The organism is Pseudomonas sp. B22(2017), from assembly GCF_002113105.1.
Classification (GTDB): Bacteria; Pseudomonadota; Gammaproteobacteria; order Pseudomonadales; family Pseudomonadaceae; genus Aquipseudomonas; species Aquipseudomonas asiatica.
On the sequence record NZ_NEJN01000013.1, the window covers coordinates 107,758 to 134,423 of the forward strand.

General features: G+C 62.9%; 21 protein-coding genes and 2 tRNA genes. 13 read left to right on the plus strand and 10 right to left on the minus strand.

Going from position 1 to position 26,666, the window contains the following annotated elements; translation table 11 throughout:
• Positions 1-508: 508 nt before the first annotated feature.
• The 3 genes from CAG18_RS22030 (at position 509) to CAG18_RS22040 (ending at position 4,627) form a co-directional block, all read left to right on the plus strand.
• Positions 509-1,777 (plus strand): OprD family porin, encoded by a 1,269-nt coding sequence (locus CAG18_RS22030; RefSeq protein WP_013973818.1) that lies wholly within the window; start codon positions 509-511, stop codon positions 1,775-1,777.
• Between the two features lie 160 nt (positions 1,778-1,937).
• Entirely contained in the window at positions 1,938-3,653 is a 1,716-nt protein-coding gene (locus CAG18_RS22035) for a proline--tRNA ligase (protein WP_015271479.1), read from the plus strand.
• Between the two features lie 20 nt (positions 3,654-3,673).
• A complete protein-coding gene (locus CAG18_RS22040) occupies positions 3,674-4,627 on the plus strand; it encodes a hypothetical protein (protein ID WP_023661807.1) in 954 nt (317 codons plus the stop codon).
• A gap of 160 nt (positions 4,628-4,787) precedes the next feature.
• Here CAG18_RS22040 and dinB read toward each other — a convergent pair whose 3' ends face one another.
• Positions 4,788-5,846 (minus strand): DNA polymerase IV, encoded by a 1,059-nt coding sequence (gene dinB, locus CAG18_RS22045; protein ID WP_161551482.1) that lies wholly within the window; start codon positions 5,844-5,846, stop codon positions 4,788-4,790.
• A gap of 219 nt (positions 5,847-6,065) precedes the next feature.
• Here dinB and CAG18_RS22050 point away from each other — a divergent pair.
• The 4 genes from CAG18_RS22050 (at position 6,066) to CAG18_RS22065 (ending at position 10,548) form a co-directional block, all read left to right on the plus strand.
• Positions 6,066-6,142, plus strand: a tRNA-Met gene (locus CAG18_RS22050).
• Positions 6,143-6,275: 133 nt separating this feature from the next.
• Positions 6,276-6,352 (plus strand) — tRNA-Met (locus CAG18_RS22055).
• A gap of 261 nt (positions 6,353-6,613) precedes the next feature.
• On the plus strand, positions 6,614-9,256 hold the full coding sequence (gene mprF / locus CAG18_RS22060; protein ID WP_015271482.1) for a bifunctional lysylphosphatidylglycerol flippase/synthetase MprF: 2,643 nt from the start codon (positions 6,614-6,616) through the stop codon (positions 9,254-9,256).
• Positions 9,256-10,548, plus strand: a complete 1,293-nt coding sequence (locus CAG18_RS22065; RefSeq protein ID WP_015271483.1) for a virulence factor family protein — start codon at positions 9,256-9,258, stop codon at positions 10,546-10,548. Before mprF ends, CAG18_RS22065 begins: the two co-directional genes overlap by 1 nt.
• 112 nt (positions 10,549-10,660) lie before the next feature.
• Here the strand turns inward: CAG18_RS22065 and CAG18_RS22070 are convergent, their stop codons facing one another.
• Positions 10,661-12,571 (minus strand): potassium transporter Kup, encoded by a 1,911-nt coding sequence (locus CAG18_RS22070; RefSeq protein ID WP_085721541.1) that lies wholly within the window; start codon positions 12,569-12,571, stop codon positions 10,661-10,663.
• 235 nt (positions 12,572-12,806) lie between these two features.
• Here CAG18_RS22070 and rimO point away from each other — a divergent pair, with 235 nt between their 5' ends.
• On the plus strand, positions 12,807-14,138 hold the full coding sequence (rimO, locus tag CAG18_RS22075; RefSeq protein WP_013973825.1) for a 30S ribosomal protein S12 methylthiotransferase RimO: 1,332 nt from the start codon (positions 12,807-12,809) through the stop codon (positions 14,136-14,138).
• Positions 14,139-14,209: 71 nt separating this feature from the next.
• Here rimO and CAG18_RS22080 read toward each other — a convergent pair whose 3' ends face one another.
• From CAG18_RS22080 to CAG18_RS27365, 4 genes are all read right to left on the minus strand, one after another.
• Complete coding sequence (locus CAG18_RS22080; RefSeq protein ID WP_039613960.1) at positions 14,210-14,959, minus strand: hypothetical protein; 750 nt, start codon at positions 14,957-14,959, stop codon at positions 14,210-14,212.
• A gap of 55 nt (positions 14,960-15,014) precedes the next feature.
• Positions 15,015-16,730: a DUF5666 domain-containing protein gene (locus CAG18_RS22085; RefSeq protein WP_085721542.1), complete on the minus strand. Its 1,716-nt coding sequence runs from the start codon at positions 16,728-16,730 to the stop codon at positions 15,015-15,017.
• The gene (locus tag CAG18_RS22090; RefSeq protein WP_085721543.1) at positions 16,727-17,572 is read right to left on the minus strand and encodes a DUF6502 family protein; all 846 of its coding nucleotides are present in this window, start codon (positions 17,570-17,572) and stop codon (positions 16,727-16,729) included. The genes CAG18_RS22085 and CAG18_RS22090 overlap by 4 nt, the downstream gene beginning before the upstream one ends.
• Positions 17,573-17,769: 197 nt before the next feature.
• On the minus strand, positions 17,770-18,438 hold the full coding sequence (locus CAG18_RS27365; RefSeq protein WP_256573427.1) for a hypothetical protein: 669 nt from the start codon (positions 18,436-18,438) through the stop codon (positions 17,770-17,772).
• A 199-nt stretch (positions 18,439-18,637) separates the two neighbouring features.
• Between CAG18_RS27365 and CAG18_RS22100 the strand changes: the two genes are divergently transcribed.
• From CAG18_RS22100 to tsaA, 4 genes are all read left to right on the plus strand, one after another.
• Entirely contained in the window at positions 18,638-19,090 is a 453-nt protein-coding gene (locus CAG18_RS22100; protein WP_015271489.1) for a GNAT family N-acetyltransferase, read from the plus strand.
• A gap of 77 nt (positions 19,091-19,167) precedes the next feature.
• Positions 19,168-19,878, plus strand: a complete 711-nt coding sequence (locus CAG18_RS22105) for an rRNA pseudouridine synthase (protein WP_085721545.1) — start codon at positions 19,168-19,170, stop codon at positions 19,876-19,878.
• A gap of 48 nt (positions 19,879-19,926) precedes the next feature.
• Positions 19,927-20,388, plus strand: coding sequence for a DUF1456 family protein (locus tag CAG18_RS22110; protein ID WP_013973832.1), 462 nt, complete (start codon positions 19,927-19,929; stop codon positions 20,386-20,388).
• 6 nt (positions 20,389-20,394) lie between these two features.
• Positions 20,395-21,087: a tRNA (N6-threonylcarbamoyladenosine(37)-N6)-methyltransferase TrmO gene (tsaA, locus tag CAG18_RS22115; RefSeq protein WP_085721546.1), complete on the plus strand. Its 693-nt coding sequence runs from the start codon at positions 20,395-20,397 to the stop codon at positions 21,085-21,087.
• 98 nt (positions 21,088-21,185) lie between these two features.
• On the opposite strand, the gene CAG18_RS22120 is transcribed toward tsaA, so the two are convergent.
• The 4 genes from CAG18_RS22120 to CAG18_RS22135 all read right to left on the minus strand — a co-directional run bounded on the left by CAG18_RS22120 (position 21,186) and on the right by CAG18_RS22135 (position 25,697).
• A complete protein-coding gene (locus tag CAG18_RS22120; protein WP_013973834.1) occupies positions 21,186-22,508 on the minus strand; it encodes a dicarboxylate/amino acid:cation symporter in 1,323 nt (440 codons plus the stop codon).
• A gap of 412 nt (positions 22,509-22,920) precedes the next feature.
• Positions 22,921-24,267: an ATP-binding protein gene (locus tag CAG18_RS22125; protein WP_085721547.1), complete on the minus strand. Its 1,347-nt coding sequence runs from the start codon at positions 24,265-24,267 to the stop codon at positions 22,921-22,923.
• The gene (locus tag CAG18_RS22130; protein WP_004375868.1) at positions 24,264-24,941 is read right to left on the minus strand and encodes a response regulator; all 678 of its coding nucleotides are present in this window, start codon (positions 24,939-24,941) and stop codon (positions 24,264-24,266) included. The genes CAG18_RS22125 and CAG18_RS22130 overlap by 4 nt, the downstream gene beginning before the upstream one ends.
• Before the next feature lie 150 nt (positions 24,942-25,091).
• On the minus strand, positions 25,092-25,697 hold the full coding sequence (locus CAG18_RS22135; protein ID WP_013973837.1) for an outer membrane beta-barrel protein: 606 nt from the start codon (positions 25,695-25,697) through the stop codon (positions 25,092-25,094).
• 129 nt (positions 25,698-25,826) lie between these two features.
• On the opposite strand from CAG18_RS22135, the gene CAG18_RS22140 reads away from it, so the two are divergent.
• Positions 25,827-26,618 carry a dienelactone hydrolase family protein gene (locus CAG18_RS22140; protein WP_085721548.1) on the plus strand — a complete coding sequence of 264 codons (792 nt, stop codon included), beginning with the start codon at positions 25,827-25,829 and terminating at the stop codon, positions 26,616-26,618.
• The last annotated feature ends 48 nt before the right edge of the window (positions 26,619-26,666 follow it).

Sequence of the window (26,666 nt, forward strand, 5' to 3'; positions counted from 1 at the left end):
ACTTTCATGACAGCTTTTCAAATTTTAACGATTCTTGACTGCGCTACCGCATCAGGCGGCTCCCGCCCCGTGTTTACGGCACTTTCCGACCCCCGGTAGCAGGTTTTGTGAAAATTTCATGAAGCGTTGTGAATTTTGAGCACGCTTGTTGCATTCCTTTCACGCCAAGTCGGCACGACATCTGCATCGGCGGGTGAACGCGACAAATAACAACAGCGACAGTGGTTACCAGGGAGTTTCCCAACCGGAATCGGTAGTTACAGGTTCTTTACGGTGAAAGAAGCAGCGCTGGTGTTGACGGCCCTTAAACCGGGGCGTGATTTGCGACATGGAACTACCTAAAAGCGACATGGAGAAAAAGTTCCGAAAAGGATGCTTATACCCATATCGCCAAGAACAGTCAGCGTGCTATACATTTTCGCCGACATAACAAGAAAGAGCTGCCCCATATAACTAGAACACTTGGACGCAGCGGTACTCTTCCTAAAAACCAAAGGAGCAAATCACGATGCGCGTGATGAAGTGGAGCATGATCGCCCTGGCCGTTGCGGCAGGGACCTCGCAGTTGGCATTGGCCTCTTCCCAGGACGAGTCCAAAGGTTTCATCGAAGACAGCAAGCTGAACGTCAAGACCCGCATGCTGTACTTCAGCCGCGACTTCCGTAACAACCCAGCCGGCACCCAGAGCCGTCGTGAAGAAACCGGCCTGGGCTTCCTCGGCACCTTCGAGTCCGGCTTCACCCAGGGCACCGTGGGTGTGGGTGTCGATGCCATCGGCATGCTCGGCCTGAAACTGGACAGCGGCAAGGGCCGCGCCGGTACCGGCCTGTTCCCTACCGGCTCTGACGGCCGTTCGCAAGATGACTACTCCAAGGCCGGCGGCGCGGTTAAATTCCGCATCTCCGACACCGTGCTGAAAGTGGGTGACCAGTTCACCGCTCTGCCGGTCTTCGCCACCGACGACAGCCGCCTGCTGCCTGAAATCGCCCAGGGCACCCTGATCACCAGCAACGAGATCGAGGGCCTGACCCTGCACGCTGGTCATTTCACCAGCCTGACCGCCCAGGAGCAGACCAACCGCGACAGCTTCGGCCTGAAGGAAGCCAACGTGGTAGGTGGTACCTACGCCTTCACCGACAACCTCAGCACCAGCCTGTACTACTCGAAGGTTGAAGACTACTGGCGCAAATACTACGCCAACGTCAACTGGGCTCTGCCGATCTCGGACAAACAAGGCCTGGTGTTCGACTTCAACATCTATGACACCAAGAGCGAAGGCTCGGCCGAGTACCGCGCATTCGATGGCGACAAGCTGGACAACCGCGCGTTCAGCCTGTCGGGCGCCTACAACATTGGCGCTCACACCTTCACACTGGCCTACCAGAAAGTCACCGGCGACGGCGACTACGGCTATGGCATCGACGGTGGCGGCACCATCTTCCTGGCCAACTCCGTGGCCCGTTCCGACTTCAACGCCGAAGACGAGAAGTCCTGGCAGGCTCGCTACGACCTGAACTTCGCCGAATACGGCATCCCGGGCCTGACCTTCATGACCCGTTATGTACGCGGTACCGACGCCAACGTGGCCGGCACCAGCAACGGCAAGGAATGGGAACGCGACGTCGACATCAAGTACGTGCTGCAGAGCGGCCCGGCAAAAGACCTGAGCTTCCGCGTGCGTCAAGCCACCTATCGCTCTTCCGATGGCGTCTACTACGATTCCCCATCGATCGACGAACTGCGCCTGATCGTGGAGTACCCGCTGAGCATCCTGTAAGCCTGGCTTGCAGTGCCCCGCAATTGAAAAAGCCCGGCGATCACGCCGGGCTTTTTCTTGGCTGACAAGCGTCACGCCCTGGGGCATCCTGTACGCCTTCGTTTCGCCCCCGTACAATGCGGGGTCATTTCAATGTCTTAGGCAATCGACACGGCTCACCATGCGCACCAGTCAATATTTGCTCGCCACCCAGAAAGAAACCCCTGCCGACGCAGTGGTCATCAGCCATCAGCTCATGCTGCGTGCCGGCATGATTCGCAAACTGGCCTCTGGCCTGTACACCTGGCTGCCGATGGGCTTGCGGGTTATGCGCAAGGTCGAGGCCGTGGTGCGTGAGGAAATGAACGCCGCCGGCGCCCTGGAAGTGCTGATGCCCAGCATCCAGCCCGCCGAACTGTGGCAGGAATCCGGCCGCTGGGAACAGTATGGCCCCGAGCTGCTGCGCCTGAAGGACCGGCACCAGCGCGACTTCTGCGTCGGCCCGACCCACGAGGAAGTGATCACCGACCTGGCCCGCAACGAGCTGTCCAGCTATAAACAGCTGCCGCTCAACATGTACCAGATCCAGACCAAGTTCCGTGACGAGATCCGCCCGCGCTTCGGCCTGATGCGCGGTCGCGAGTTCATCATGAAGGACGCCTACTCGTTCCATGCCGACCAGGCTTCCCTGCAGGAAACCTACGACCGCATGCACCAGGCGTATAGCAACGTGTTCACCCGCCTGGGCCTGGACTTCCGCCCGGTGCAGGCCGACACCGGCTCCATCGGTGGCAGCTATTCGCACGAGTTCCACGTACTGGCCGAGTCCGGCGAAGACGACGTGATCTTCAGCGACAGCTCCGACTACGCCGCCAACATCGAGAAGGCAGAGGCCATCCCGCGTGAAACCGTGCGCCCAGCCCCTACCGAGGAGCTGCGCCTGGTCGACACGCCAAACGCCAAGACCATCGCCCAGCTGGTGGAAAACTTCGGCCTGCCGATCGAGAAAACCGTCAAGACCCTGATCGTGCGCGGCGCCGAAGAAGGCAAGCTGGTAGCACTGATCGTGCGTGGCGACCATGAGCTCAACGAAATCAAGGCGGCCAAGCTGGAACAGGTTGCCGACCCGCTGGTCATGGCCACCGACGCCGAACTGCGCGAGGCCATTGGTGCCGGCGCCGGCTCGCTCGGCCCGCTGAACCTGCCGCTGGAAATCGTCATTGACCGCTCGGTTGCCCTGATGAGCGACTTCGGCATTGGCGCCAACATCGACGACAAGCACTACTTCGGCGTGAACTGGGAGCGTGACCTGCCGGTTCCACAGGTCGCCGACCTGCGTAACGTGGTCGAAGGCGACCCGAGCCCGGACGGCCAGGGTACCCTGGTGATCAAGCGCGGCATCGAAGTGGGCCACATCTTCCAGCTCGGCACCAAGTACAGCGAGGCGCTGAAGTGCCAGGTACTGGGCGAGAACGGCAAGCCGGTAACCCTGTCCATGGGCTGCTACGGCATCGGTGTGTCCCGCGTGGTCGCAGCTGCCATCGAGCAGAGCTACGACGAAAAGGGCATCATCTGGAACGACGCCCTGGCCCCGTTCCAGATCGCCCTGGTACCGCTGCGCTACGAAACCGAGGTGGTTCGCGAGGCGACCGACAAGCTGTACGCCGAGCTGACTGCTGCCGGTTACGAAGTGCTGCTGGACGACCGTGACAAGAAGACCAGCCCAGGCATCAAGTTTGCCGACATGGAGCTGATCGGCATCCCGCACCGCATCGTCGTCAGCGATCGCGGCCTGGCCGAAGGCAACCTGGAGTACAAGCACCGCACCGAGCAGGACGCCCAGGCGTTGCCGCTCAATGAAGTGCTGACCTTCCTGCAGGCCCGCGTTCGCCGCTGATAACCAATGCACGAGTGATCATGTTCAAGCGAAGTACCTTTCCCCTGGGGGGCGCCGCACTGTGCGGCGCTCTGCTCGTCAGCGGCTGCGCCAACCAGATGTCCCAGCGCAGCGACCATGAGGAGCGCGTCGAGCGCAAACTGCTCGAGCACACCCTGCAGATCGATGTCGGCGAGCCGAAGGTGATGGAGCTTCCGCAACGACGTGTGCGCGTGCATGAGCAGAAGCGCTTCGAAGTCACCGAATTCGAAGTCACCCGCAGCTATGACCGCTACACGCCTTACCAACCCTGGCGGGAGATCTACGAGATCCCGCTGGGTGCGGTGGCCGTGGTGGCAGGCGTGGGTGCCAACGTGGTCAATGTCTTCGCCCTGGGCAACCTCCCGGAAAGCATCACCCACGACTGGCTCAGCTACGGCGTGGACGGGCTCAACCCGTTCATGAACGTGCCGTCCAACGGCCGTGCCCAGCAGAACCTGGCCGGAATCAGCGAAGTGCAGAAAGGCAAGCGCGAGGAATCTACCAGCGTGCCCTGGAGCGAACGCCTGGTCGAGGTCAAAGCCGGCAAGATGACCCACGAGCTGACCACCGACAGGAACGGCGTGCTGCGCCTGAACCTGCTCGACAGCCCGTTCTCCGAGCAGAACCTCAACCACATCGGTACCCTGCACCTGCAGGTGCTGGATGAGGACAACGCGGTACGTGGCGATGCCAGCCTGCTGGTCAGCGCCACCCTGCGCAACAAACTGCTCGAAGCCCATGAACTGATCTTCGATGACCTCGAAGATGACGATGTCGGCCAATGGGTTCACCGGGTCAAGCGCTTGTCCGAACTCGGCCTGGAAGAAGAAGCCAGTGAAATGGAACAGAGCCTGATCGAACTGACCCGCAACGATCCGGAGTTGCAGCAGGAGTTTCTGCAGTCGCTGACCAAGGCCACTGGCCGGTTGGTGGCCGACCCGGGCGCGCAGTAACCCGCATCACGCAATACCTTGTAGGAGCGGCCTTGTGTCGCGATGGGCTGCGAAGCAGCCCCATGATTTCAGCCTTGATGCATGAATTGCCGGGGCTGCTTCGCAGCCCATCGCGACACAAGGCCGCTCCTACAGGGACCGCGTTAAATTGGCGGGCCATTTACTGAGGCGGGAACAGCTCCAACTGCTCATGCGCCCCGCGCAAGTCGCGCAACCTCACGCCTACCCCAAGCAAGCGCACCGGCTTGCCACCACGGGCAAACGCCTGACCCAGCAACTGGCGATAACTCTCCAGGTCCCTGCCCGCCCCCGCCTGCTCCATGGTGGTCTGGCTGAAGTCATGGAACTTGACCTTGACGAAGGGTTTTTCCGGCCGGTAACTGCTGTCCATGCGGGCGATACGCTCGTTCAGGCTCTCCAGAAGTTCGGGCAGCCGTGCCAGGCAACTGGCCAGGTCCGGCAGGTCGGTGTCGTAGGTGTTTTCCACGCTGACCGACTGCCGGCGACTGTCATTGTGCACGGCACGCTCATCGACACCCCGTGCCAGCCCCCACAAACGCTCGCCAAAGCTGCCGAACTCGCGCACCAGCGCCAGACGCGACCATTCGCGCAGCTCCAGGCAGGTTTCGATACCCAACCGCGCCAGCTTGTCTGCCGTTACCTTGCCCACCCCGTGCAACCTGGCCACCGGCAGGGCGGCGACGAATGCCTCCACTTCGCCCGGGGTAATCACGAACAGGCCATTGGGCTTGCGCCAGTCACTGGCGATCTTGGCCAGGAACTTGTTTGGCGCCACACCGGCCGAGACAGTGATATGCAGGGTGCGGGCGACACGGCGGCGGATATCCTCGGCAATGCGCGTGGCGCTGCCCGAGTACCACTGGCTGTCACTTACATCCAGGTAGGCTTCGTCCAGCGACAGCGGCTCGATCAGTTCGGTGTAGTCACGGAAGATCGTGTGGATTTCCCGCGAGGCTTCACGGTAGGCCTCGAAGCGCGGCTTGACGATCAGCAGGTCCGGGCACAGCTTCAGCGCGTGCCGCGACGACATGGCCGAACGCACGCCGTAGGCACGCGCTTCATAGTTGCAGGTGGCGATCACCCCGCGGCGGTCGGCCGAGCCCCCCACCGCCATGGGCCGCCCGGCCAGGCGCGGGTCGTCACGCATTTCGATCGCGGCATAGAAGCAATCGCAGTCGACGTGGATGATCTTGCGCAAGGACATGGATGACCGTCAGCACTGTAAATTCATACAGATAGTATCGCATGCGCCCTCGGGTATGCAGCCTGTGCGCGACATTGCTCGATAATCGGCCTGAAAGCCCCGTCGCGCCTGAGCTGCGGGCCATATACAGACGCTAAGAGTTTGAACAGGAAAGGTTTTTTCAGAAAAAAGCTTGACACCCACGGGTAAATCCGTAGAATTCGATCTCACAGGCGCGGGATGGAGCAGCCTGGTAGCTCGTCGGGCTCATAACCCGAAGGTCGTCGGTTCAAATCCGGCTCCCGCAACCAGATTCGAGAAAAGGCCACTGTTCACGCAGTGGCCTTTTTCTTTGCGTCAAATAATGCGCTGATAGAAATTTCAAAAAAATCAACGACTAGCGCTTGACACCCATTCTGAAAACTGTAGAATGCGCCCCACTGACGCGGGATGGAGCAGCCTGGTAGCTCGTCGGGCTCATAACCCGAAGGTCGTCGGTTCAAATCCGGCTCCCGCAACCATATTCGTCAGAACAAACCCCGCCTGTGTAACAGCAGCGCGGGGTTTGTTGTTTCTCCCCTCCTGCTTTTCGTCGCCCCCGATTCTCCCGTCCTCCAGCCAACCCGCAGGCTTGAGAGGTCGTGCCCAGGATGAACTATCTTTAACCCTGCCAGGCCGCTGAAAGCGCTCGAGGCCGGAGTAACATTGGATACGTTTTTCCTAAGGGACTTTCACTTGGCCACACCTTTCCCTCACCTCGCGCTGCATGCCCGGGGCAATCCATGACTTCGCACAACCCCGAATCCCCGGTGCCGCTTGCCACAACGCTGCCTGGCGCCGCGCAACGTTTGCCCTTGCTGGAGCGCATGAGCCGTTACCGCCAGCCCATCGGCCTGGTAGTGACACTGGTGTTGTTCACCATGGCCTTGGTCGCCTGTCGCCACCTGTTGAGCGAGTTGGACATCTATGCCTTGCACGATGCCATGCTCAGCGTGCCTACCCAGTCGTTACTTGGCGCCTTGCTGGCAACTGTGCTCGGTTTCGTGATCCTGCTTGGTTACGAGTGGTCGGCCAGCCGCTATGCCGGCGTGAAACTGCCCGCGAGCAGCCTGGTGCTGGGCGGCTTCAGCGCTTTTGCCATAGGTAACGCCATCGGCCTGTCGATGCTTTCGGGCGGTTCGGTGCGCTATCGCCTGTATGCGCGCCAAGGGGTTGGCGCAGGTGAAGTTGCACGGATGACCGTTTTTGCCAGCCTGTCACTGGGCTGCGCGCTACCGCCCCTGGCCGCCTTGGCGACCTTGAGCGACCTGCCGGCGGCCTCGGCCGCACTGGGTTTGGCGCCAGGCTTGCTGGCGGGTATCGCCATAGCGGTGTTGCTGGTGTGCAGCGTGCTGATGTTCGGCCTGTACCGCCGACGCCTGGCTGAACAACCACTGGCCAACAACCTGCTGGTACAACTGGGCCGCCGCACGCTGCGCCTGCCGGGCGCACGCCTGGCCGCCCTGCAATTGCTGATCACCGCACTGGATGTCGCCGCTGCCGCCACCGTGCTGTATCTGCTGCTGCCCGAAGCACCGCCGTTCGGTGCCTTTGTCCTGGTGTACCTGCTGGCCTTGGCCGCAGGTGTGCTCAGCCACGTCCCGGGCGGCGTCGGGGTATTCGAAGCCATACTACTGGCGGCTTTTGCCGACCAACTTGGCGCGGCGCCGCTGGCAGCGGCACTGCTGCTGTATCGGCTGATCTACGTGGTGCTGCCGCTGCTGCTGGCCTGCGCGCTGCTACTGGCCAACGAGGCCCGGCGCCTGCTGTTCGCGCAACAGGCTATCAAGGCCGCTTCCGGGCTGGCTGCACCGATCCTTTCGATCCTGGTATTCCTGTCCGGGGTGGTGCTGCTGTTCTCCGGTGCCACGCCCGAAATCGACACCCGCCTGGAGCACATGGGTTTCCTGGTTCCGCACCGCCTGATCGATGCTTCGCATTTTGGCGCCAGCCTGATCGGCGTGCTGTGCCTGCTGCTGGCCCAAGGCCTGCGCCGGCGCCTGTCCGCCGCCTGGCTGCTGACCACCGTGCTGTTGCTGGTCGGTGCCCTGCTGTCGCTGCTCAAGGGCTTCGATTGGGAAGAGGCCTGCTTGCTGACCCTCACTGCCGCCCTGCTCGCTCTGTTCCGCCGTTCCTTCTACCGTCCCAGCCGCCTGCTCGAGTTGCCGTTCTCGCCGGTGTTTCTGGTAGCCAGCGCCTGTGTGGTCGGCGCATCGGTTTGGTTGTTGCTGTTCGCCTACCAGGATGTTCCCTACAGCCATCAGTTGTGGTGGCAGTTCACCCTCGATGCCGATGCCCCGCGTGGCCTGCGCGCCGCCATGGGCAGCGCCTTGCTGCTGGCGGCCGTGGCCCTGACCTGGCTGCTGCGTACCGCACCACCGGTGATCCACTTGCCTGACGAAGAAGAGCTGCTGCGTGCCAACCGCATTCTGCTGGCATCCGACCAGCCAGATGGCGGCCTGGCGCTGACCGGTGACAAGGCGCTGCTGTTCCACCCTGGCAACAACGCCTTCCTCATGTACGCCCGTCGCGGTCGCAGCTTGGTGGCCCTGTACGACCCGATCGGCCCGGCCCAGGAGCGCGCCGAGATGATCTGGCAGTTCCGCGACCTGTGCGACCTGCACCATGCCCGCCCGGTGTTCTATCAGGTGCGCGCAGAGAACCTGCCGTTCTACATGGACATCGGCCTGACCGCGCTGAAGCTGGGTGAAGAAGCCCGGGTCGACTTGCGCCGCTTCGACCTCGAAGCCAAGGGCAAGGAGATGAAGGACCTGCGCTACACCTGGAACCGTGGCGGCCGTGACGGCCTGAGCCTGGAAATCCATGAACCCGGGCATGCCCCGCTGGCAGAGCTGAAGGAAATTTCCGACGCCTGGCTTGGCGGCAAGAACGTGCGCGAGAAAGGCTTCTCGCTGGGGCGCTTCAGCCCTGAATACCTGCAGCATTTTCGCATTGCCCTGATCCGCTTCCAAGGCCGCCCGGTGGCTTTCGCCAACCTGCTGGAAACCCATGGCAAGGAACTGGCCAGCCTCGACCTTATGCGTGCGCACCCCGAGGCCCCGAAGCTGACCATGGAATTCATGATGATCGGGCTGATCTTGCACTACAAAAGCCATGACTACGCTCGCTTCAGCCTGGGCATGGTGCCGCTTTCCGGCCTGCAGCCACGGCGTGGGGCGCCCTTGACCCAGCGCCTGGGCTCGATGGTGTTCCGCCGTGGCGAGCAGTTGTACAACTTCCAGGGGCTTCGACGCTTCAAGGACAAGTTCCAACCGGACTGGGAACCCCGTTACATGGCCGTGCCGGCCGGGCTCGACCCGCTGGTGGCACTGGCCGACACCGCCGCCCTGATCGCAGGCGGCCTGACTGGATTGGTGAAACGTTGATGACCCGACGCTTTTGGCTGTACCTGCTGGTTCCCCTGCTGTTGGCTGCCCTGGGAGGCGCGCTGGCATTCTGGCTATGGACGCGCCCGGCTCCCGAGGCACGCCTGGAACAACTGAGCATCAATGACACCCGCATCACCCGTGTGACCCCAGCCGTGCACCCCAAGGCCCGGGTGGCCATCGGCGTACCTCAAGACCAGGCGCTGACCGACAGGCAGCTGCTGGACCTGGCCCAGGCTGGCGAAGCGCAACTGGTGCAGGTGATCCTGCCGCCCAATGACTGCAGTAAACAACAACAGGCCCTGGACCAGGCCTTGGGCCAGTTACCGGAGAAGCCGACCCTGGTTGCCGGTATCGGCCCTGGCGCCGCCCAGGCCTGGCGCTGGCTGGCCAGCCAGAACAACGACAAGGCGCGGGCGATTTCCGTGGGCTTCAGCCTGGAACAGCCGGGCTGCCAGACAGCGCTGCCGAAGTCGGCCGCCCACGGCCACTGGAACGTCGCCTGGAACGACAACCCGGATGACGCCAGCGCCGCCTTCGTGCGCGACCAGGCCAATGCCGAAACCAGCATCAGTGACTACGACATCCACCTGCCACAAGTGCTCAAGGCCCAACTGACCCAGGCCCTGGTCGGCCACGACGGCAACGCCCTGGCCATTCCGGTAGTCGAGGTGCCAGCCGGGCAGACCACCGACACGGTCACCCTGTTCCTTTCCGGTGATGGCGGCTGGCGAGACCTGGACCGCGACGTGGCCGGGGAAATGGCCAAGCTTGGTTACCCGGTGGTCGGCATCGACACGCTGCGCTACTACTGGCAACACAAGACCCCGGAACAAAGCGCCGCCGACCTGTCCGAGCTGATGCAGCACTACAGACAGAAGTGGGGCACCAAGCGCTTCGTGCTGACCGGTTATTCGTTCGGTGCCGACGTCCTGCCGGCGATCTACAACCGCCTGCCGGCCGAGGACCAGCAGCGTATCGACGCGGTGATGCTGCTGGCCTTTGCCCGCAGCGGCAGCTTCGAGATCGAAGTCGAGGGCTGGCTGGGCAAGGAAGGCCAGGAAGCGCCAACCGGGCCGGAAATGGCCAAACTGCCGGCGTCCAAGGTGGTGTGTGTGTATGGCGTGGAAGAAACCGACGAGAGCGGTTGCACCGACAAGACTGCGGTGGGTGAACGCCTGAAGCTGCCGGGGGGGCACCACTTCGACGAAAACTACCCGGCATTGGCCAAGCGCCTGATCGGTGAGATCGAGACGCGCCAGGGCAAGTCGAGTGTGGCTGAGCAGAACTGATAAGGCTTGCGGCCCATTCGCGGGTAAACCCGCTCCCACAGGTACAGCGCAAGCTTTGAAAGCTATGCGCTCCATATGGGAGCGGGTACTGCCTTGAAATCTGTGTTGCCCCTCAGATCTCGACCTGGGTCCCCAGCTCGATCACCCGGTTCAGCGGCAGGTTGAAGAAGCGCAAGTTGCCGTTGGCATTCTTCAGCAGGAACGCGAACAGGTTGCCCCGCCAGCGCGACATCCCCTCCAGCCGTGAGGCGATCACGGTCTCGCGGCTGAGGAAGAAGGTGGTGCGCATCGGGCTGAAGTCCAGGTCTTCCAGGTGGCACAGCTTCAACGCCGCAGGCACGTCCGGTTCGTCCATGAAGCCGAAGTGCAGCAACACGCGGAAGAACCCATCGCCATAGGCCTCCACTTCAAAGCGCTCCTGTTCCGGCACGCGTGGCCGGTCCTCGCTGACCACCGTCAACAGCACCACCTGGCTGTGCAGCACCTGGTTATGCAGCATGTTGTGCAACAGCGCATGGGGCACCGCATCGGAGCGTGCCGTGAGGAACACCGCCGTGCCTTCGACCCGGTGCGGTGGCTGAATGCGGATACTGCTGATGAACAGCTGCAGCGGCAGCGCGCCTTCGTCGATGCGCTCCATCAGGATCTGCTTGCCACGCTTCCAGGTGCTCATCAACAGGAACAGCACAGCGCCGGCCAGGACCGGGAAGGCCCCGCCCTGGATGATCTTCGGCACGTTGGCGGCAAAGAACAGCCCATCCACCAACAGGAAACCCATCAGGATCGGCACCGCCAGCACCGGCGGCCACTTCCATAGCAGCAGCATCACCGCCGCAACCAGGATGGTGGTCATCAGCATGGTACCGGTCACAGCCACCCCGTATGCCGCCGCCAGGGCACCGGATGACTCGAAACCAAGCACCAGCAGTACCACGCCGACCATCAGTGTCCAGTTGATCGCACCGATATAGATCTGCCCCTGTTCATCGCTGGAAGTGTGCTGGATCTGCATGCGTGGGATGTAGCCCAGCTGGATGGCCTGGCGGGTCAGGGAGAACGCCCCCGAGATCACCGCCTGCGAAGCGATCACCGTGGCCATGGTAGCCAGGCCGACCATCGGCAGCAGTGCCCAGCCCGGCGCCAGCAGGTAGAACGGGTTACGTGCAGCATCCGGGTCCTGCAGCAGCAACGCGCCCTGGCCAAAGTAGTTGAGCACCAGCGCCGGCAGCACCAGGGCAAACCAGGCCCGAGCGATCGGCTTGCGGCCAAAGTGGCCCATGTCGGCGTACAGCGCCTCGGCACCGGTCAGCGCCAGGACCACCGCACCGAGAATGGCAACGCCCATGCCGGGGTGAACCACGAAGAAGTTGACCGCCCAGGCCGGGTTGAAAGCCTTGAGCACTTCCGGGCTCTGCGATATGCCGTACACGCCCAGCGAGCCCAGCGCCAGGAACCAGGTGACCATGATCGGGCCGAACAGCTTGCCGATCTTCTCGGTGCCGTGCTTCTGCACCAGGAACAGCGCCACCAGGATCACCAGCGAAATCGGTACAACCCAGTGATCGATACCATCAAACGCCAGGCCCATGCCTTCCACCGCCGACAGCACCGACACCGCCGGCGTGATCATGCTGTCGCCATAGAACAGCGAAGCGCCGATCAACCCGCACACCACCATCAACGTACGCAACCTCGGGTAGGCCGCCGTGGCCCGCCGCGCCAGCGCGGTCAGCGCCATGGTGCCGCCCTCGCCCTGGTTGTCGGCGCGCAGGATGAACATCACGTACTTGAACGACACTACCCATAGCAGCGACCACAGGATCAGCGACAGGATCCCCAGCACGCCGTCATGGTTGACCGGCACTCCGTACCCGCCGCTGAAGACCTCCTTGAGGGTATACAACGGGCTGGTGCCGATATCGCCATAAACCACCCCGACCGCCGCCACGAGCAGGCTCAACGACCGCGTCGCCCCATGCTTCCCCTCGTGCCCGCCCTCGGCGTGACTGCTTGCCTGAACCATCGACCACTCCCGCAGACGGCCTTGCAAGGCCAGTAGAATTCCCGATGCGCCAGGTGATACTGATACCCCCGGCGCAATGGCGCGAAGCATAGCGCAGCGTTCGTCGCATTTCTGCTGGTCAAGCGACCCTGCGCTCGCTAGAATTGCGCACTTTTTGATCAGAGGCGCCAAAAGCGCCCGTCAAGATCGCCCCCGATTCCGGCCGGGCGACCTGCATTCAATACCGAGGTTAGTCATGTCCACCACGCCCGCCACCCCCAAGGTAGGTTTCGTAAGCCTGGGTTGCCCAAAAGCCCTGGTCGATTCCGAGCGCATCCTGACCCAGCTGCGCATGGAAGGCTATGAAGTCGTGCCCACCTACGAGGACGCCGACGTAGTGGTGGTCAACACCTGCGGCTTCATCGACAGCGCCAAGGCCGAGTCGTTGGAAGTGATCGGCGAAGCGATCAAGGAAAACGGCAAGGTCATCGTCACCGGCTGCATGGGTGTCGAGGAAGGCAGCATCCGTGACGTGCACCCTAGCGTGCTGTCGGTCACCGGCCCGCAGCAGTACGAGCAGGTGGTCAACGCCGTGCACGAAGTGGTGCCGCCACGCCAGGATCACAACCCGCTGATCGACCTGGTGCCGCCGCAGGGCGTCAAGCTGACCCCGCGCCATTATGCGTACCTGAAGATTTCCGAAGGCTGCAACCACAGCTGCAGTTTCTGCATCATCCCGTCGATGCGCGGCAAACTGGTCAGCCGCCCGGTCGGCGAAGTGCTGAGCGAGGCCGAGCGCCTGGTCAAGGCCGGGGTCAAGGAGATCCTGGTGATTTCCCAGGACACCAGCGCCTACGGCGTCGACGTCAAGTACAAGACCGACTTCTGGAACGGCCGCCCGGTCAAGACCCGCATGCTCGAGCTGTGCGAAGCCCTGAGCAGCCTGGGTGCCTGGGTACGTCTGCACTACGTGTACCCGTACCCGAACGTCGACGACGTGATCCCGCTGATGGCCGCCGGCAAGATCCTGCCGTACCTGGATATCCCGTTCCAGCACGCCAGCCCGAAAGTGCTCAAGGCCATGAAGCGCCCGGCCTTTGAAGACCGCACCCTGGCACGTATCAAGAACTGGCGCGAGCAGTGCCCGGAGCTGGTGATTCGCTCCACCTTCATCGTCGGCTTCCCGGGCGAGACCGAGGAAGACTTCCAGTACCTGCTGGACTGGCTGACCGAAGCCCAGCTGGACCGCGTGGGCTGCTTCCAGTACTCGCCGGTGGAAGGCGCCCCGGCCAACGACCTGGGCCTTGAAGAAGTGCCGGACGACGTCAAGCAGGACCGCTGGGACCGCTTCATGGCCCACCAGCAGGCCATCAGCGCCGCCCGCCTGCAACTGCGTATCGGCAAGGAAATCGACGTGTTGATCGATGAAGTGGAAGAGCAAGGTTCGGTTGGCCGCAGCTTCTTCGATGCCCCGGAAATCGACGGCAGCGTGTTCATCGATGGCGACCACGGCTTCAAGCCGGGTGACAAGGTACGTTGCCGCGTGGTGGATGCCGACGAATACGACATGTGGGCTGAACCCATCTAACGCAGCAGCAAACTGAAAAGCCCCTGCCCCGCCATTCCCCACAAGGAACTCCCGGGCCAGGGGCTTTTTCGTCAGAACGCGTGAAAAAGCATCAGGCCGCCCTCTGCATCCGGGCTGGCATCCGAGAAGCCTTTGACTGCATAGAGTTGCACTTTCCACTGCTGGTTGAGCTTGTGTGTCAGGAACAGGGTAAGTTCCTTGATCTGCGCCCCCGTCGAAACGACTTTCTGCCGCCAGTCGTAGGAGGCACCCGCCGAAGTACCTGCAGCCACGGGCATGGCAAAGCCGAGACTGGCAAATATCGGGTCGTCGAAATCACTGTCGGGCGGGTCGCCGAACTTCTTCCAGCCCAAGGTCGCGAAACCGGTCACCGGGCCGAAGGCCTTGGCGATGTCGACCTGGCCGGTGTAGTCGTATTCACCGGTGCCCAGGCACTGGTCTTCATCGGCAGTGGGGAATTTGACCTTGCCGATCAGGTCCAGCATCAGGCCACCGTCACTGCCGTCGAGCAGGGCGTAACCGGCGCTGGCAACCGTGTCTCCCAGCCCGCTTTCCACATCCCGGCAGCCACCGGGCAAGGGGTCACCATTCGGGCCCACTTCAGGGTTGGTGATGCGCAGCCAGGGCACAGTGACCTTGTAGGTCATTGGGCCGGTTTCATACTTGCCGACCACGGGGATGTACCAGATTTCCGAGGTTGTACCCGTGCCATAGTCGCCACTTGAATAGTCCATACCTATGGCGGCGCTGAAGGTATCGCCCAGGACCGACGCGCTGGCGCATGACAGCAAGCAGGCGAAAAGAGGGAGCGTGGGTCTCATCTGCACCTCGGTATCCCGGACGGGAAGGGTGATCGCACTTACCCAGCCTAGTTGCCTAATGCCCGGATCGCTCTGGATGCTCCACTTTTTCGGCTTTCTCTACTGTCTCGGGTCTTTCGACCTTTTCGACCTTCTCTACTTTCTCGACCTTCTCTACTTTCTCGACCTTCTCTACTTTCTCGACCTTCTCTACTTTCTCGACCTTCTCAACTTTTTCTACCTTCTCGACTTTCTCAGGCTTTTCGATCTTCTCGACCTTCTCGACTTTCTCAGGCTTTTCGATCTTCTCGACCTTTTCGGGCTTCTCGGCTTTCTCGATCTTCTCTACTTTTTCTACTTTCTCTACCTTTTCAACCTTCTCTGCTTTTTCAATTTTTTCCACCTTTTCGAGCTCGACCTTCTCTACCCGGTCAGAGCTTCCGCTATTGCTGCTCTCGGGTCGCTCCATGGTGTCGACATGTTCCGACTTTCCGGACTTGTCCACGCGTTCAGTACCGTCCCGACCACTGGAATCGTCAACACCGCCGTGCCCGCTGTGGTCATCACTGCTTTCAATGCGATCACTGGTCGCATCTCGTCCGCCGTGCCCGCTGCCACGCCCCGAATGCCCCCTGTCCGGGTTGTCGGCGCGGCCGTCATCGAACTCCACGCGGGTTGCCCGCAGCTCGTGCTTGCCATTGAACACCCCGCTCACCCGCACACGTTGATCGAGCGCCAATGCCGCGGGCTGCTTGCCGACGATCACGGTACCCTGCCCCAGCGTCACCTTGATGCCTGCCACCACCAGTTGTTGAGCGTGGCTGCGCTGTACCAGCCCCTCGATCACCGCCGTCTGCACACGGCCAGCAAAAGGCAGGCTCGGGTCTGGGCGGGTTTGCGCCACTTCCAGCTGGCGTCCGGTCCACTGCCCACGTACCAGCACTTCCCTCGCAGGTGCCACACGGGTTCCCAGCTTCAGCCCCTGGAGGCTGCCGGCACGGTCTACCGCACCGATGGCACTGGCTTCCCTGAGCCCCGGCGCCCGCTCGATACGGCTGGCTACCACTTCGCCCCTGGCATCGCGCAGGCCACTGACCCTGACCGGATCGCCCGGGCGCAACCCTTCAGCCACCCGCGCCCCTGCAGCTAGCCGCACAGGTTGGCCCATGACCCGCAGGGGGGCCGATGCATTGGGCAGTGCCGTCAGCGGCCCTTCGTAAACGTTGAGGATCGAGATGCGCCCTGCTTGCAGGCCGCTTTTGCCGGCAAATGCCTCAACCGCGACAACCTGGCCGATTGCCAGGTGAGCGGTACTGGCAGGCGCACCGTTTTCACTCACCGGTACGTCCTTGCCAAAGTGCACTTCCAGGCCATTGACGCAGATCGAGGCGAACCCGGTAATGGTGCCGACGATGCCCGTGCCACCGGTACCACCCGGGCGCAGGATCGGTGCGCCGGTACCACCTGCCCCACCGTGATCGATGAAGGTACCGTCCACACCGTCGGCCACCGCACCGGTCCCGCCCGTGCCGCCGGGACGCTGCGGCAGCGGCGCACCGGTGCCACCTACTCCGCCGTTTTCGCTGCGTACACCGGTACCACCGACACCGCCCGTCCTGGCCCCGGTACCACCAATACCGCCGGGAAACTGCAAGCCCGCCGCCCCCGCCATACCCACTTCGTCACGGCTGACACATACCGGTGCCGCGGCCACTTCGGCAGGCGCCACCAGATTCAGCCCGAAACCCAGGACCAGTGTGACCACACTGAGGCAGCGCGCGAGGGAAGTCATGGGTCGGATGTCTTCGACAAATCGGGGTCGGTAGCTTCAGTGTAGAAATAAAGCCCTACCGTGATGCGCTGACGTTGCTCGGCGCTGGGCACATCGGCATCTTCCAGGCCTGATGCGAGCCGGCTGAAGGCAAGCAGCATCTGCATGCCGTCCTTGTCCACCGCTGCACGCAAATGGTCGACGCTGGCCGGGCTCAAGGCGTCGTAGTGCACACTGCGTTCAAAGAACGGCTGGCCGTCCCCACTCAGGTTGTGCACTGCTGCGCAGGCATGGTCATGCAGGTTGTGGCCAAAGTACGCGGCCTTTTCGTCGAAGCCCTTCTGCGGCACGAATGCCTGGGCTTCCAGGTGGACACAGTCCTGGTCGTCGAGCCGGACGATACCCAGGCGCAACCACTCATCCAGCACCACCCGCCCGCGGATGTCGGTGCTGATCTTCGCCACCAGCGCATCGAAGGAACGATCGCCGCCAACGCTCGCCAGACGCGGCAACGGCAGCGCCTGGCCAGGCTCCGAGCAGAACGGCTTGCCAGTGGTCCACATATTGACCAACTGTGCACCTAACGTGATGTTTTCCGGCAGCGCGGCGAGCAATGCGCCCCCCTCGCTGCGCAAACGCCGGACATCCTTGCGATGCACGCCCGTGAGCAGGCTGATGCGGCTGTCGGTCGGCACTGTACCGTCCAGGCGAAACTCGCGATGGGCCACATCGACGAACACTTCCTTGAGCAGGTCGGCGAACATCGTGTAGGTGACCCCTTTGCGCAGCATCAGGCGCACCAGAGGACGCATGACACGCCGCAGTGCGCTTAACATCGAAGGGGGGATGGTAGGCGATTGCATTGAGCGCATTCCTTGACAGATGAACCCAGTATACGACGCGGGAAAAGATCCCACACCAACTGTGACCATATCCCTGACGAGATGAGGGATAGTCGTCGGCGCTCATTGCATTCGCGTTCAGTGGGGCTGCCGTGTATCCGAACCTGGCCTCATACAGGCCCGCCCCGTGGGCGCTGCATGAGACCGTTCAGAGCCAGTCAGCTCCTGCTGTTGTCATCACCCGGTTCGCCACCCAGATGGTCGCCACGATCATCACCAGGTTCACCACCAACGTGATTGCCGTGGTCATCGCCAGGCTCACCGCCAACATGATTGTCATGATCGTCCCCGGGCTCACCGCCAACGTGATTGCCATGATCGTCACCGGGCTCACCGCCAACGTGATTGCCGTGATCGTCCCCAGGCTCACCGCCAACGTGATTGCCATGATCGTCACCCGCTTCAGCGTGGTTGCCGCTGCGCCCAGAGTTCGAGGAGCCGTCATGGCCGCGCCCACTGTTGCCGGCATGGCCATCTCCATCCCCGCCAGTGCCGTGGCCGCCGCCCTCACCGCCATGGCCGCCACCACCACCGCCGTGACCACCACCGCCACCGCCATGGCCGCCACCACCACCGCCGTGACCACCACCGCCACCACCGTGGCCTCCACCGCCGCCACCGTGACCACCGCCGCCGCCACCATGGCCACCACCACCCCCACCATGGCCACCGCCGCCACCTCCGTGACCGCCTCCACCACCACCATCCTTGGCGTAGGCGCTGGAGCCATTGGAAATCGAGTCAGGGACCAGAACGATGGAAGTCGACAGCACGCCAGCAACGGCAGCCGCCAATATCGCTTTTTTGAACAGCACATGGATTTGCATATTTCGTCTCCAGGTCGTCGCCGTGAGAACGCCAAATCAAGCCGGGAATCCTGTGTCAGGTTCTTGCTTTTCATTTTGTGGGAATTTTTCCCACAGGAAATTAATAGACCGCCAAACCCCGAGATTCAAGCAGCGCGCGGAGAAGCCGACCGGTGGTTGGCCTGCTATGTTTGCCTTATCGTCATGGAGGAACACCGGCATGCATTCGGTACTGACGCTGCAAACCCCGCGCTTGAGTGACTACGGCGAACTGGTACAGGTGTGGGAAGAATCGGTACGCGCCACCCACGACTTCTTGCCGGATAGCTACATTGCCTTGCTGCGCGACCATGTGCTGCTTCGCTACCTCGACGCAGTGATGCTGATCTGCTGCAAGGACCGCCAACGCATCTGTGGTTTCGCCGGCGTTGCCAACGGGCGCGTGGACATGCTGTTCGTCGCACCGGACTACCGTGGCAAAGGGGTTGGCAAGCGCCTGCTGCACTATGCGATCGACGAACTGAATGCCGAGCGCCTGGACGTCAATGAGCAAAACCCGCAAGCCCTGGGCTTCTACCTGCATGAGGGCTTCGAGGTGATCGGCCGCTCGGAAACCGACGGCCTGGGGCAACCCTACCCACTGCTGCACATGCGCCTGCGCAAAACGGCGTAAATGACACAGATTCCCAGCCCCTCTGCCGCGCGGGCAGGTACAATGCAGGTCTTTCCCTGCCTTTGCGAATTACCGTTATGTCCGAACCCGTCCGCCTGTCCAAACGCCTTATCGAGCAGCTTGGCTGCTCCCGCCGCGAGGCCGAGTTGTATATCGAAGGCGGCTGGGTCACGGTCGATGGCATGGTGGTCGAGCAACCGCAGTTCAAGGTCGAGCAGCAGCGCGTCGAACTGCTGCCGGGTGCCCGTGCCGAAACGCTGGAACCAGTAACCCTGCTGCTGAACCAGGCGGCCAACGTGGACAGCGAAACCGCCCGCGCCAGCATGAACATGGGCAACCTCAGCGAAGCCCACCGCGAAGGCGTGCGCGCACTGCACGGGCATTTTGCCCGGCAGGCCTGCGTGGCGCCGCTGGAGCGCGGTGCCAGCGGCCTGCAGGTATTCACCCAGGACTGGCGGGTAACCCGCAAGATCGAAGCCGACCTGCGCCGCCTGGAACAGGAATTCATCGTTGAAGTGCGCGGCGAGACCACACCCCAGGCGCTGGAACGCCTGGCGCGCGGTGCCACCCGCAATGACCGCGAGCTGCCTAAAGCCAAGGCCAGCTGGCAGAACGAGACCCACCTGCGCATGGCCCTGAAAAACCCGCAGCCCGGGCAGATCGCCGAGCTGTGCGCCTACCTGCGCCTGGAGCTGGTAGGCATGCGCCGCATTCGCCTGGGCGGCGTGTCGATGGGCAAGCTGCCCCTGGGCCAGTGGCGCTACCTGGCCACTACCGAACGTTTCTAAGCAATACGCCGCGCCACAGGTGCGGCACCTGAACAGGATTCTGCAACAATGAACCACAACGACGTCCTGCGCAGCCTGCGCTACATGCTCAAGGTGAATGACGCCAAGATGGCCGAAATCATCGGGCTATCCGGCCTCGACGTGCATCCCCTGGTGCTGGCCACCTACCTGAAGAAGGAAGACGAGGAAGGCTTCGTGCGTTGCCCGGAACGGGTCATGGCGCACTTTCTCGACGGCCTGGTGATCCACCGCCGCGGCAAGGATGACAGCCGCCCGCCGCAGCCGATCGAGCTGCCGGTGACCAACAACCTCATCCTCAAGAAGCTGCGGGTGGCCTTCGAGCTCAAGGAAGACGACCTGCATGCCATCCTCAAGTCGGTCAACTTCCCGGTCAGCAAGCCCGAGCTCAGCGCACTGTTCCGCAAGGCCGGCCATGACAACTACCGCCCGTGCGGCGACCAGTTGCTGCGCAACTTCCTCAAGGGCCTGACCCTGCGCGTGCGCGGCTGATTGGCCATGCAGCATACGGTTACCCCGATCGGCATCATCCGCTCCTGTTTCAAGGAGAAGTTCGCCATCCCGCGCCAGCCGCAACTGGCGCCCGCCGCACGCGGTGTGCTCGAGCTGCTGCCGCCGTTCGACCAGGGCGATGCGGTCGAGGGGCTGGAACAGGTCAGCCATGTCTGGCTGCTGTTCCTGTTCCACCAGGCACTGGAAGACAAACCTCGCCTGAAGGTGCGGCCACCGCGCCTGGGTGGCAACAAGAGCATGGGTGTGTTCGCCACCCGCGCCACTCACCGGCCCAATGGCATCGGCCAGTCGGTGGTGCGCCTGGAAGGCGTGGAGCCAGGGCGCCTGTTGCTGTCTGGTATCGACCTGCTCGACGGTACGCCGGTGCTGGACATCAAACCGTATGTGCCGTACGCCGATAGCATCCCTGGCGCCAGCAACCAGATGGCCAGCCAAGCGCCTGCCGCGATCGCCGTGCAGTGGGGCGACAACGCCCTGCCCCAGGCCCGCGAACATGCACTGCGCCTGGGTGAACCGCTGGTGGAGCTGATCGAGCAGTGCCTGGCGCAGGACCCACGGCCGGCCTACCAGGTGCCACCGGCCGAGCGGGTGTATGGGGTGAAGTTCTGGGATGTGCAGGTAAGGTGGCATTACCCGCAGCCGGACGTGATCCGGGTGCTGGAGGTGGTGAAAGATTGAGGATCACAGGCCCGGCTCTATCGCCGGGCCTGAAAGCACAATAATCACCCACAAAAAGGCGACCCTGAGGTCGCCTTTTTCTTTTCACCATCCCGCGATCAGCGAGCCGGGCCTTCAGCCACGCCCAGGTCGTCGGTCGGACGGGTATCGACCAGCGGCGCACCACCGGAGGCCAGCTCCGATGCCAGCTTGTCGTTGTCCATTTCCTTCACCCACTTGGCCACGACCACGGTGGCAACGGCGTTGCCAACCAGGTTGGTCAGCGCGCGGGCTTCGGACATGAAGCGGTCGATGCCGAGGATCAGCGCCAGGCCGGCAACCGGCAGGTGGCCAACGGCCGACAGGGTGGCGGCCAGGACGATGAAGCCCGAACCGGTAACACCGGCAGCACCTTTGGAAGCCACCAACAGCACCAGCAGCAAGGTGATCTGGTGAGTGATGTCCATGGTGGTGTCAGTGGCCTGGGCGATGAACACCGCAGCCATGGTCAGGTAGATCGAGGTGCCATCGAGGTTGAACGAGTAACCGGTCGGGATCACCAGGCCAACCACCGACTTCTTCGCACCCAGGCGCTCCATCTTGGCCAGCATGCGTGGCAGGGCCGACTCCGAGGACGAAGTACCCAGCACGATCAGCAGTTCTTCACGGATGTAGCGGATCAGCTTGAGAACACTGAAGCCGTGGGCGCGGCAGATACCGCCCAGCACCACCAGCACGAACAGCAGGCAGGTGATGTAGAAGCAGGCCATCAGGTAGCCCAGTTGCACCAGCGAGCCAACGCCGTACTGGCCGATGGTGAAGGCCATTGCACCGAAGGCACCGACCGGGGCCAGTTTCATGATCATGTTGATGATGTTGAACATGACATGGGCGAAGCGGTCGATCATGTCCAGCACCGGCTTGCCATAGCTGCCCAGGCGGTGCAGGGCGAAGCCGAACAGCACGGAGAACATCAGCACTTGCAGGATGTCGCCATTGGCGAAGGCGCCGACCACGGTGTTCGGGATGACGTTGAGCAGGAAGCCGACAGTGGTCTGCTGCGCACCGGCGGCGGCGTAGGCAGCCACGCTGCTGGCGTTCAAGGTGCTGACATCGATGTGCATGCCAGCGCCCGGCTTGACCACGTTGACAACGACGAGGCCGATGATCAGGGCGACCGTGGAGACGATTTCGAAGTACAGCAGCGCGTAGCCGCCAGTCTTGCCGACCGACTTCATGCTCTGCATGCCGGCGATGCCGCTGACCACGGTGCAGAAGATGATCGGGGCGATGACCATCTTGATCAGTTTGACGAAGCCGTCCCCCAAGGGTTTGAGGGCGACGCCCGTCTCCGGATAGTAGTGGCCGAGCAGGATACCGATGGTGATGGCGACCAACACCTGGACATACAGGGATTTGTACAGCGGCTGACGTGTCGTCATGGCTAATTTTCCTCAAGTGTGCCGGTTCACCCTTCCCAGGGCGATGGGGCACCTGAATCGCTAACCCTCCTGCACCCGGAGGGATTTGTCGTTGTGTTCGAGCTGCCTGGGCAGGCCTCTGCGAGGATCAATAGCAAGGGTGGTGCCAAAATGCCCACGAAGGGTGCAAGTGCCGTATTTGCGAGGGATAAACGCCCAACGACGGGGCGAATTGCCTGAGGAAAGCTGGCGGATTTCCGCCCGGTGGCGGGATTTGTACAGGGGCATTGGCGGGAATCCGCCCATTGTGGTTTGCCTGTGCGGGCCCTTTCGCGGGCTTGCCCGCTCCCACAGGTACTGCGCAGGGCCTGAGGGCAGTGCGGTTCGTGTGGGAGCGGGCAAGCCCGCGAAAGGGCCCGCACAGGCTACAAAATCAATCCAGGTTGAAGGTGATCCTGAACGCAGCCCCCCCCAGAGGAGAATCCCCCAGGCTCAGCTCGGCGTCATAGCTGTCGACAATATCCTTGACCACTGCCAGCCCGATCCCCTGCCCCGGGTGCTGGCTGTCCAGCCGCTCCCCACGCTCCAGAATCCGCTCACGCTGGTCCGCCGGCACCCCCGGTCCGTCGTCCTCGATGCACAAGGTCAACCGCCCAGGCGCCTGCTCCAGGCTCACGCGCACCTGGCCCAGGCTCAGGCGGTAGGCGTTCTCCAGCAGGTTGCCCAGCAGCTCCAGCAACGCGCCCTGCTCCATCGGCACCTGCGCCGCATCGGGCAGTTGCAGCGTCACGTCCACCCGCTTGTCCCGGTACACCTTGGCCAAGGTGCTGCACAGGCTTTCGAGCAACGGCCGCAGCAACACGCTGTGGCGTACCAGGCCGCTCTTGCGCAGGCTGGCGCGTTGCAACTGGTAGTCAATCTGCTGGCTCATGCGCTCGATCTGGCTCTGCAGCACGCGCGCCTGCTCGCGCTCGCCGCTACGCTGCTGCAGGCTTTCGCCCACCCCTTGCAACACCGCCAGCGGCGTCTTCAGGCTGTGCGCCAGGTCATCGAGCGAATCACGGTAGCGCTGACGCTGCTCGCGCTCGCTGCGCAACAGGCGGTTCAGCGAGCCGGTCAGGCGCAGCAGCTCCCGTGGGTGTTCGCCGCTCAGGCCATCCCGCACTCCCGACTCCACGTCGTCCAGCTCGTGGCTGAGCCGGCGCAACGACCGCAAGCCCCAGGTCAAACCGGCCCACAGCAGCACCAGCAGCGCCAGCAAGGCCGCGCCAAAGCCCAGGTAGAGCTTTTCGCGCAGGCCATCAAGGGTGTGCTGGTACTCGCGCACAGGTTGCAAGGCAACGATGCTGTAGGCGGCGCTCTGGCCACCCAGCAGCTTGATCTCGACGTCGTACACAAAGAACTCTTCGCCGTCGGCCTGGTGAATGCGGGCGAATTCGTTGCCGCGGCCGTCGTAGCGTGGGCGGTAGTTGATGTTTTGCGCGGCGGTTGCCCGCGACTGCCAGACCAGCTTGCCGTCGCGGTCGAAGATATAGCCGAGCAAGCCGGTGTACGGCAGGTTGTAGCGCTCGTCCGGCAGCAACGTCGGCATCTGCAGTTGGCCGTGTTCGATACGCGCTGCGGAAATCAGCGTGGTCACATCCGAGGCCAGGCGTTGTTCGATCGACTCCTGCAGGGCCAGGCTGAAGGCCTTCTGCAAGGCCGGCAGCAACGCCAGCATGAACAGCAGCGCCAGCACCGCGGCCGCCAGCATCAGGCGCACCCGCAGCGAACGGATCATCGGCAGCGCTCGGTGAACAGGTAGCCCAGGCCGCGCACGGTGTCGATCGGTTTGAAGCCGTGCTCGCCCTCAAGCTTGCGCCGCAAGCGGCCGACCAGCACTTCGATGACATTGGGGTCGCGTTCCTCGTCACCTGGGTACAGCTGCTCCATCAGGCGGTCCTTGGCCACCACCTGCTGGTGATGGCGCATGAGGTATTCGAGGATGCGGTATTCGTAGGCGGTCAGGGCCAGGGGCTGCTCGTCCAGCGTCGCCTGCTTGCGGTTGAGGTCGAGCACCAGCGGGCCGGCGGCAATGGTCGACTGGGTGAAGCCGCTGGAGCGGCGCAGCAGGGCGTTCAGGCGTGCCTCGAGTTCTTCGAACTGGAACGGCTTGACCAGGTAGTCGTCGGCACCGGCGGCCAGGCCCTCGACCTTGTCCTGCCAGTTGCCGCGGGCGGTGAGGATGAGAATGGGGAAGGTCTTGTCCTGGCTGCGCAGGCGCGTGATCAGTTCCAGCCCACTGATGCCGGGCAGGCCCAGGTCGATGATGGCCAGGTCGAAGTGGTATTGCCCGGCCTGGTACAGCGCCTCCTCGGCATCGGCGACCGCCTCGACCACATGGCCGCCTTCGCCCAGGCGGGTGTAGAGGTGATGGCGAAGCAGGGCTTCGTCCTCGACCACCAGCAGTTTCATGTGCAGCTCCTTGATATGTATTGCCTGTACCGGCCTCTTCGCGGGCACGCCCGCTCCCACAGGGATCGCACAGGCTCCAGGGCTCGTGCAGTACCTGTGGGAGCGGGCGTGCCCGCGAAAGGGCCGGTACAGGATAACCCGGCTCGCCCGTCAGAACTTGTAGCTTGCAGCCAGGTAGGTCTGCGCGCTGCTGGTCAGGCGCAGGGTGCCGTCCTTCGGCCCGCCGTGCGCACCCACTTCGGTAGCAGCATTGGTACGCAGGTAACGGTAGCCCAGTTCCACCGAAGCCTTGTCGGTGATGTCCTGGATCACGCCGGCCTGCAGGCCATAGGCGTAACCGTAGTCGGTATCCCGGCTGGCCCCCGGCGAGTCCTGGGTCAGCTTGGTCACGCCCAGGCTGCCGCCGCCGAACAGCTTGGTGGTATCTCCCACCGGCAGGAACAGGTCGTAGCTGCCCAGCAGGTTTTCCTGGCGCAGCTTCAGGCCGCTGTGGTCGCCCGAGACATTGTCGTAAGTCATGTAGTAGCGGCCCTGGTCATTGATCTTGCCCACTCGCACGCCCCAGGTGTCGTCCTTGCCGATGATGCCGTCGGCGTTGAGGTGGTCGGTGTTGCGCTGCAGCAGGCCGGACTTGCGAACCTTGTCGCTGGTCTGGCCGTAGGTCAGGCTGGCGAAGTTGTCGTCAGCGGCCTGTGCGGTGGTGATGCCAGCGGCGCAGACGGCCATGGCGGCAAGCAGGGTGTTGAAGGTTTTCATGGCTGGATACTCCAGTTGAGTGCGCTGTTTCGGTCTGGAAGCTAGAGTAAGCAGGGCACCCTGAACCGCGACTGAACCCTGGCTGAACCCCGGCTGAACGAACCGTTTGAAGAACAAGGAGTAGTGACCATGCGTGCCCTGCTGGCCTTGACCCTGATGTGCAGCGCCGCCCTCGCCCAAGCGGCGGTACAAACCCGCGAGATCCCCTACCAGGACGCCGACGGCAATCGCCTGGTCGGCTACTACGCCTATGACGACGCCATCGAAGGCAAGCGCCCCGGCATTGTCGTGGTGCATGAATGGTGGGGGCTGAACGACTATGCCAAGCGCCGCGCCCGCGACTTGGCAGCACTGGGCTACAACGCCCTGGCCATCGACATGTATGGCGACGGCAAGCAAACCGAGCACCCTGCCGACGCCAAGGCATTCATGACAGCAGCGATGAAAGACCCCAAGGCCGCGGAGCGGCGCTTCGATGCCGGCCTTGAACTACTGAAACTGCAGCCGAACACCAACAAGCACCAGTTGGGCGCGGTCGGTTATTGCTTCGGCGGCAAGGTGGTACTGGATGCCGCACGCCGCGGCGAAAAGCTGGACGGCGTGGTGAGCTTCCATGGCGCACTGGCCACCCAGACCCCGGCCAGGCCTGGGGTGGTACGCGCGGAGATCCTGGTCGAGCACGGCGCGGCAGACAGCATGGTTACTCAGCAGCAGGTGGAGGCATTCAAGGCCGAGATGGATGCAGCCAAGGTCAACTATGAGTTTGTCAGTATCGAAGGGGCCAAGCATGGGTTTACCAACCCGGATGCAGACCGGCTGAGCCATGGCGAGCATGGCGGGCCGGATATCGGCTACAACAAGGCGGCGGATGAAAGATCGTGGACGGATATGCAGGCGTTCTTCAAGAAGGTGTTCAAGTAAACAACGCGAGGGGCCGCTTTGCGGCCCAATCGCCGGCAAGCCAGCTCC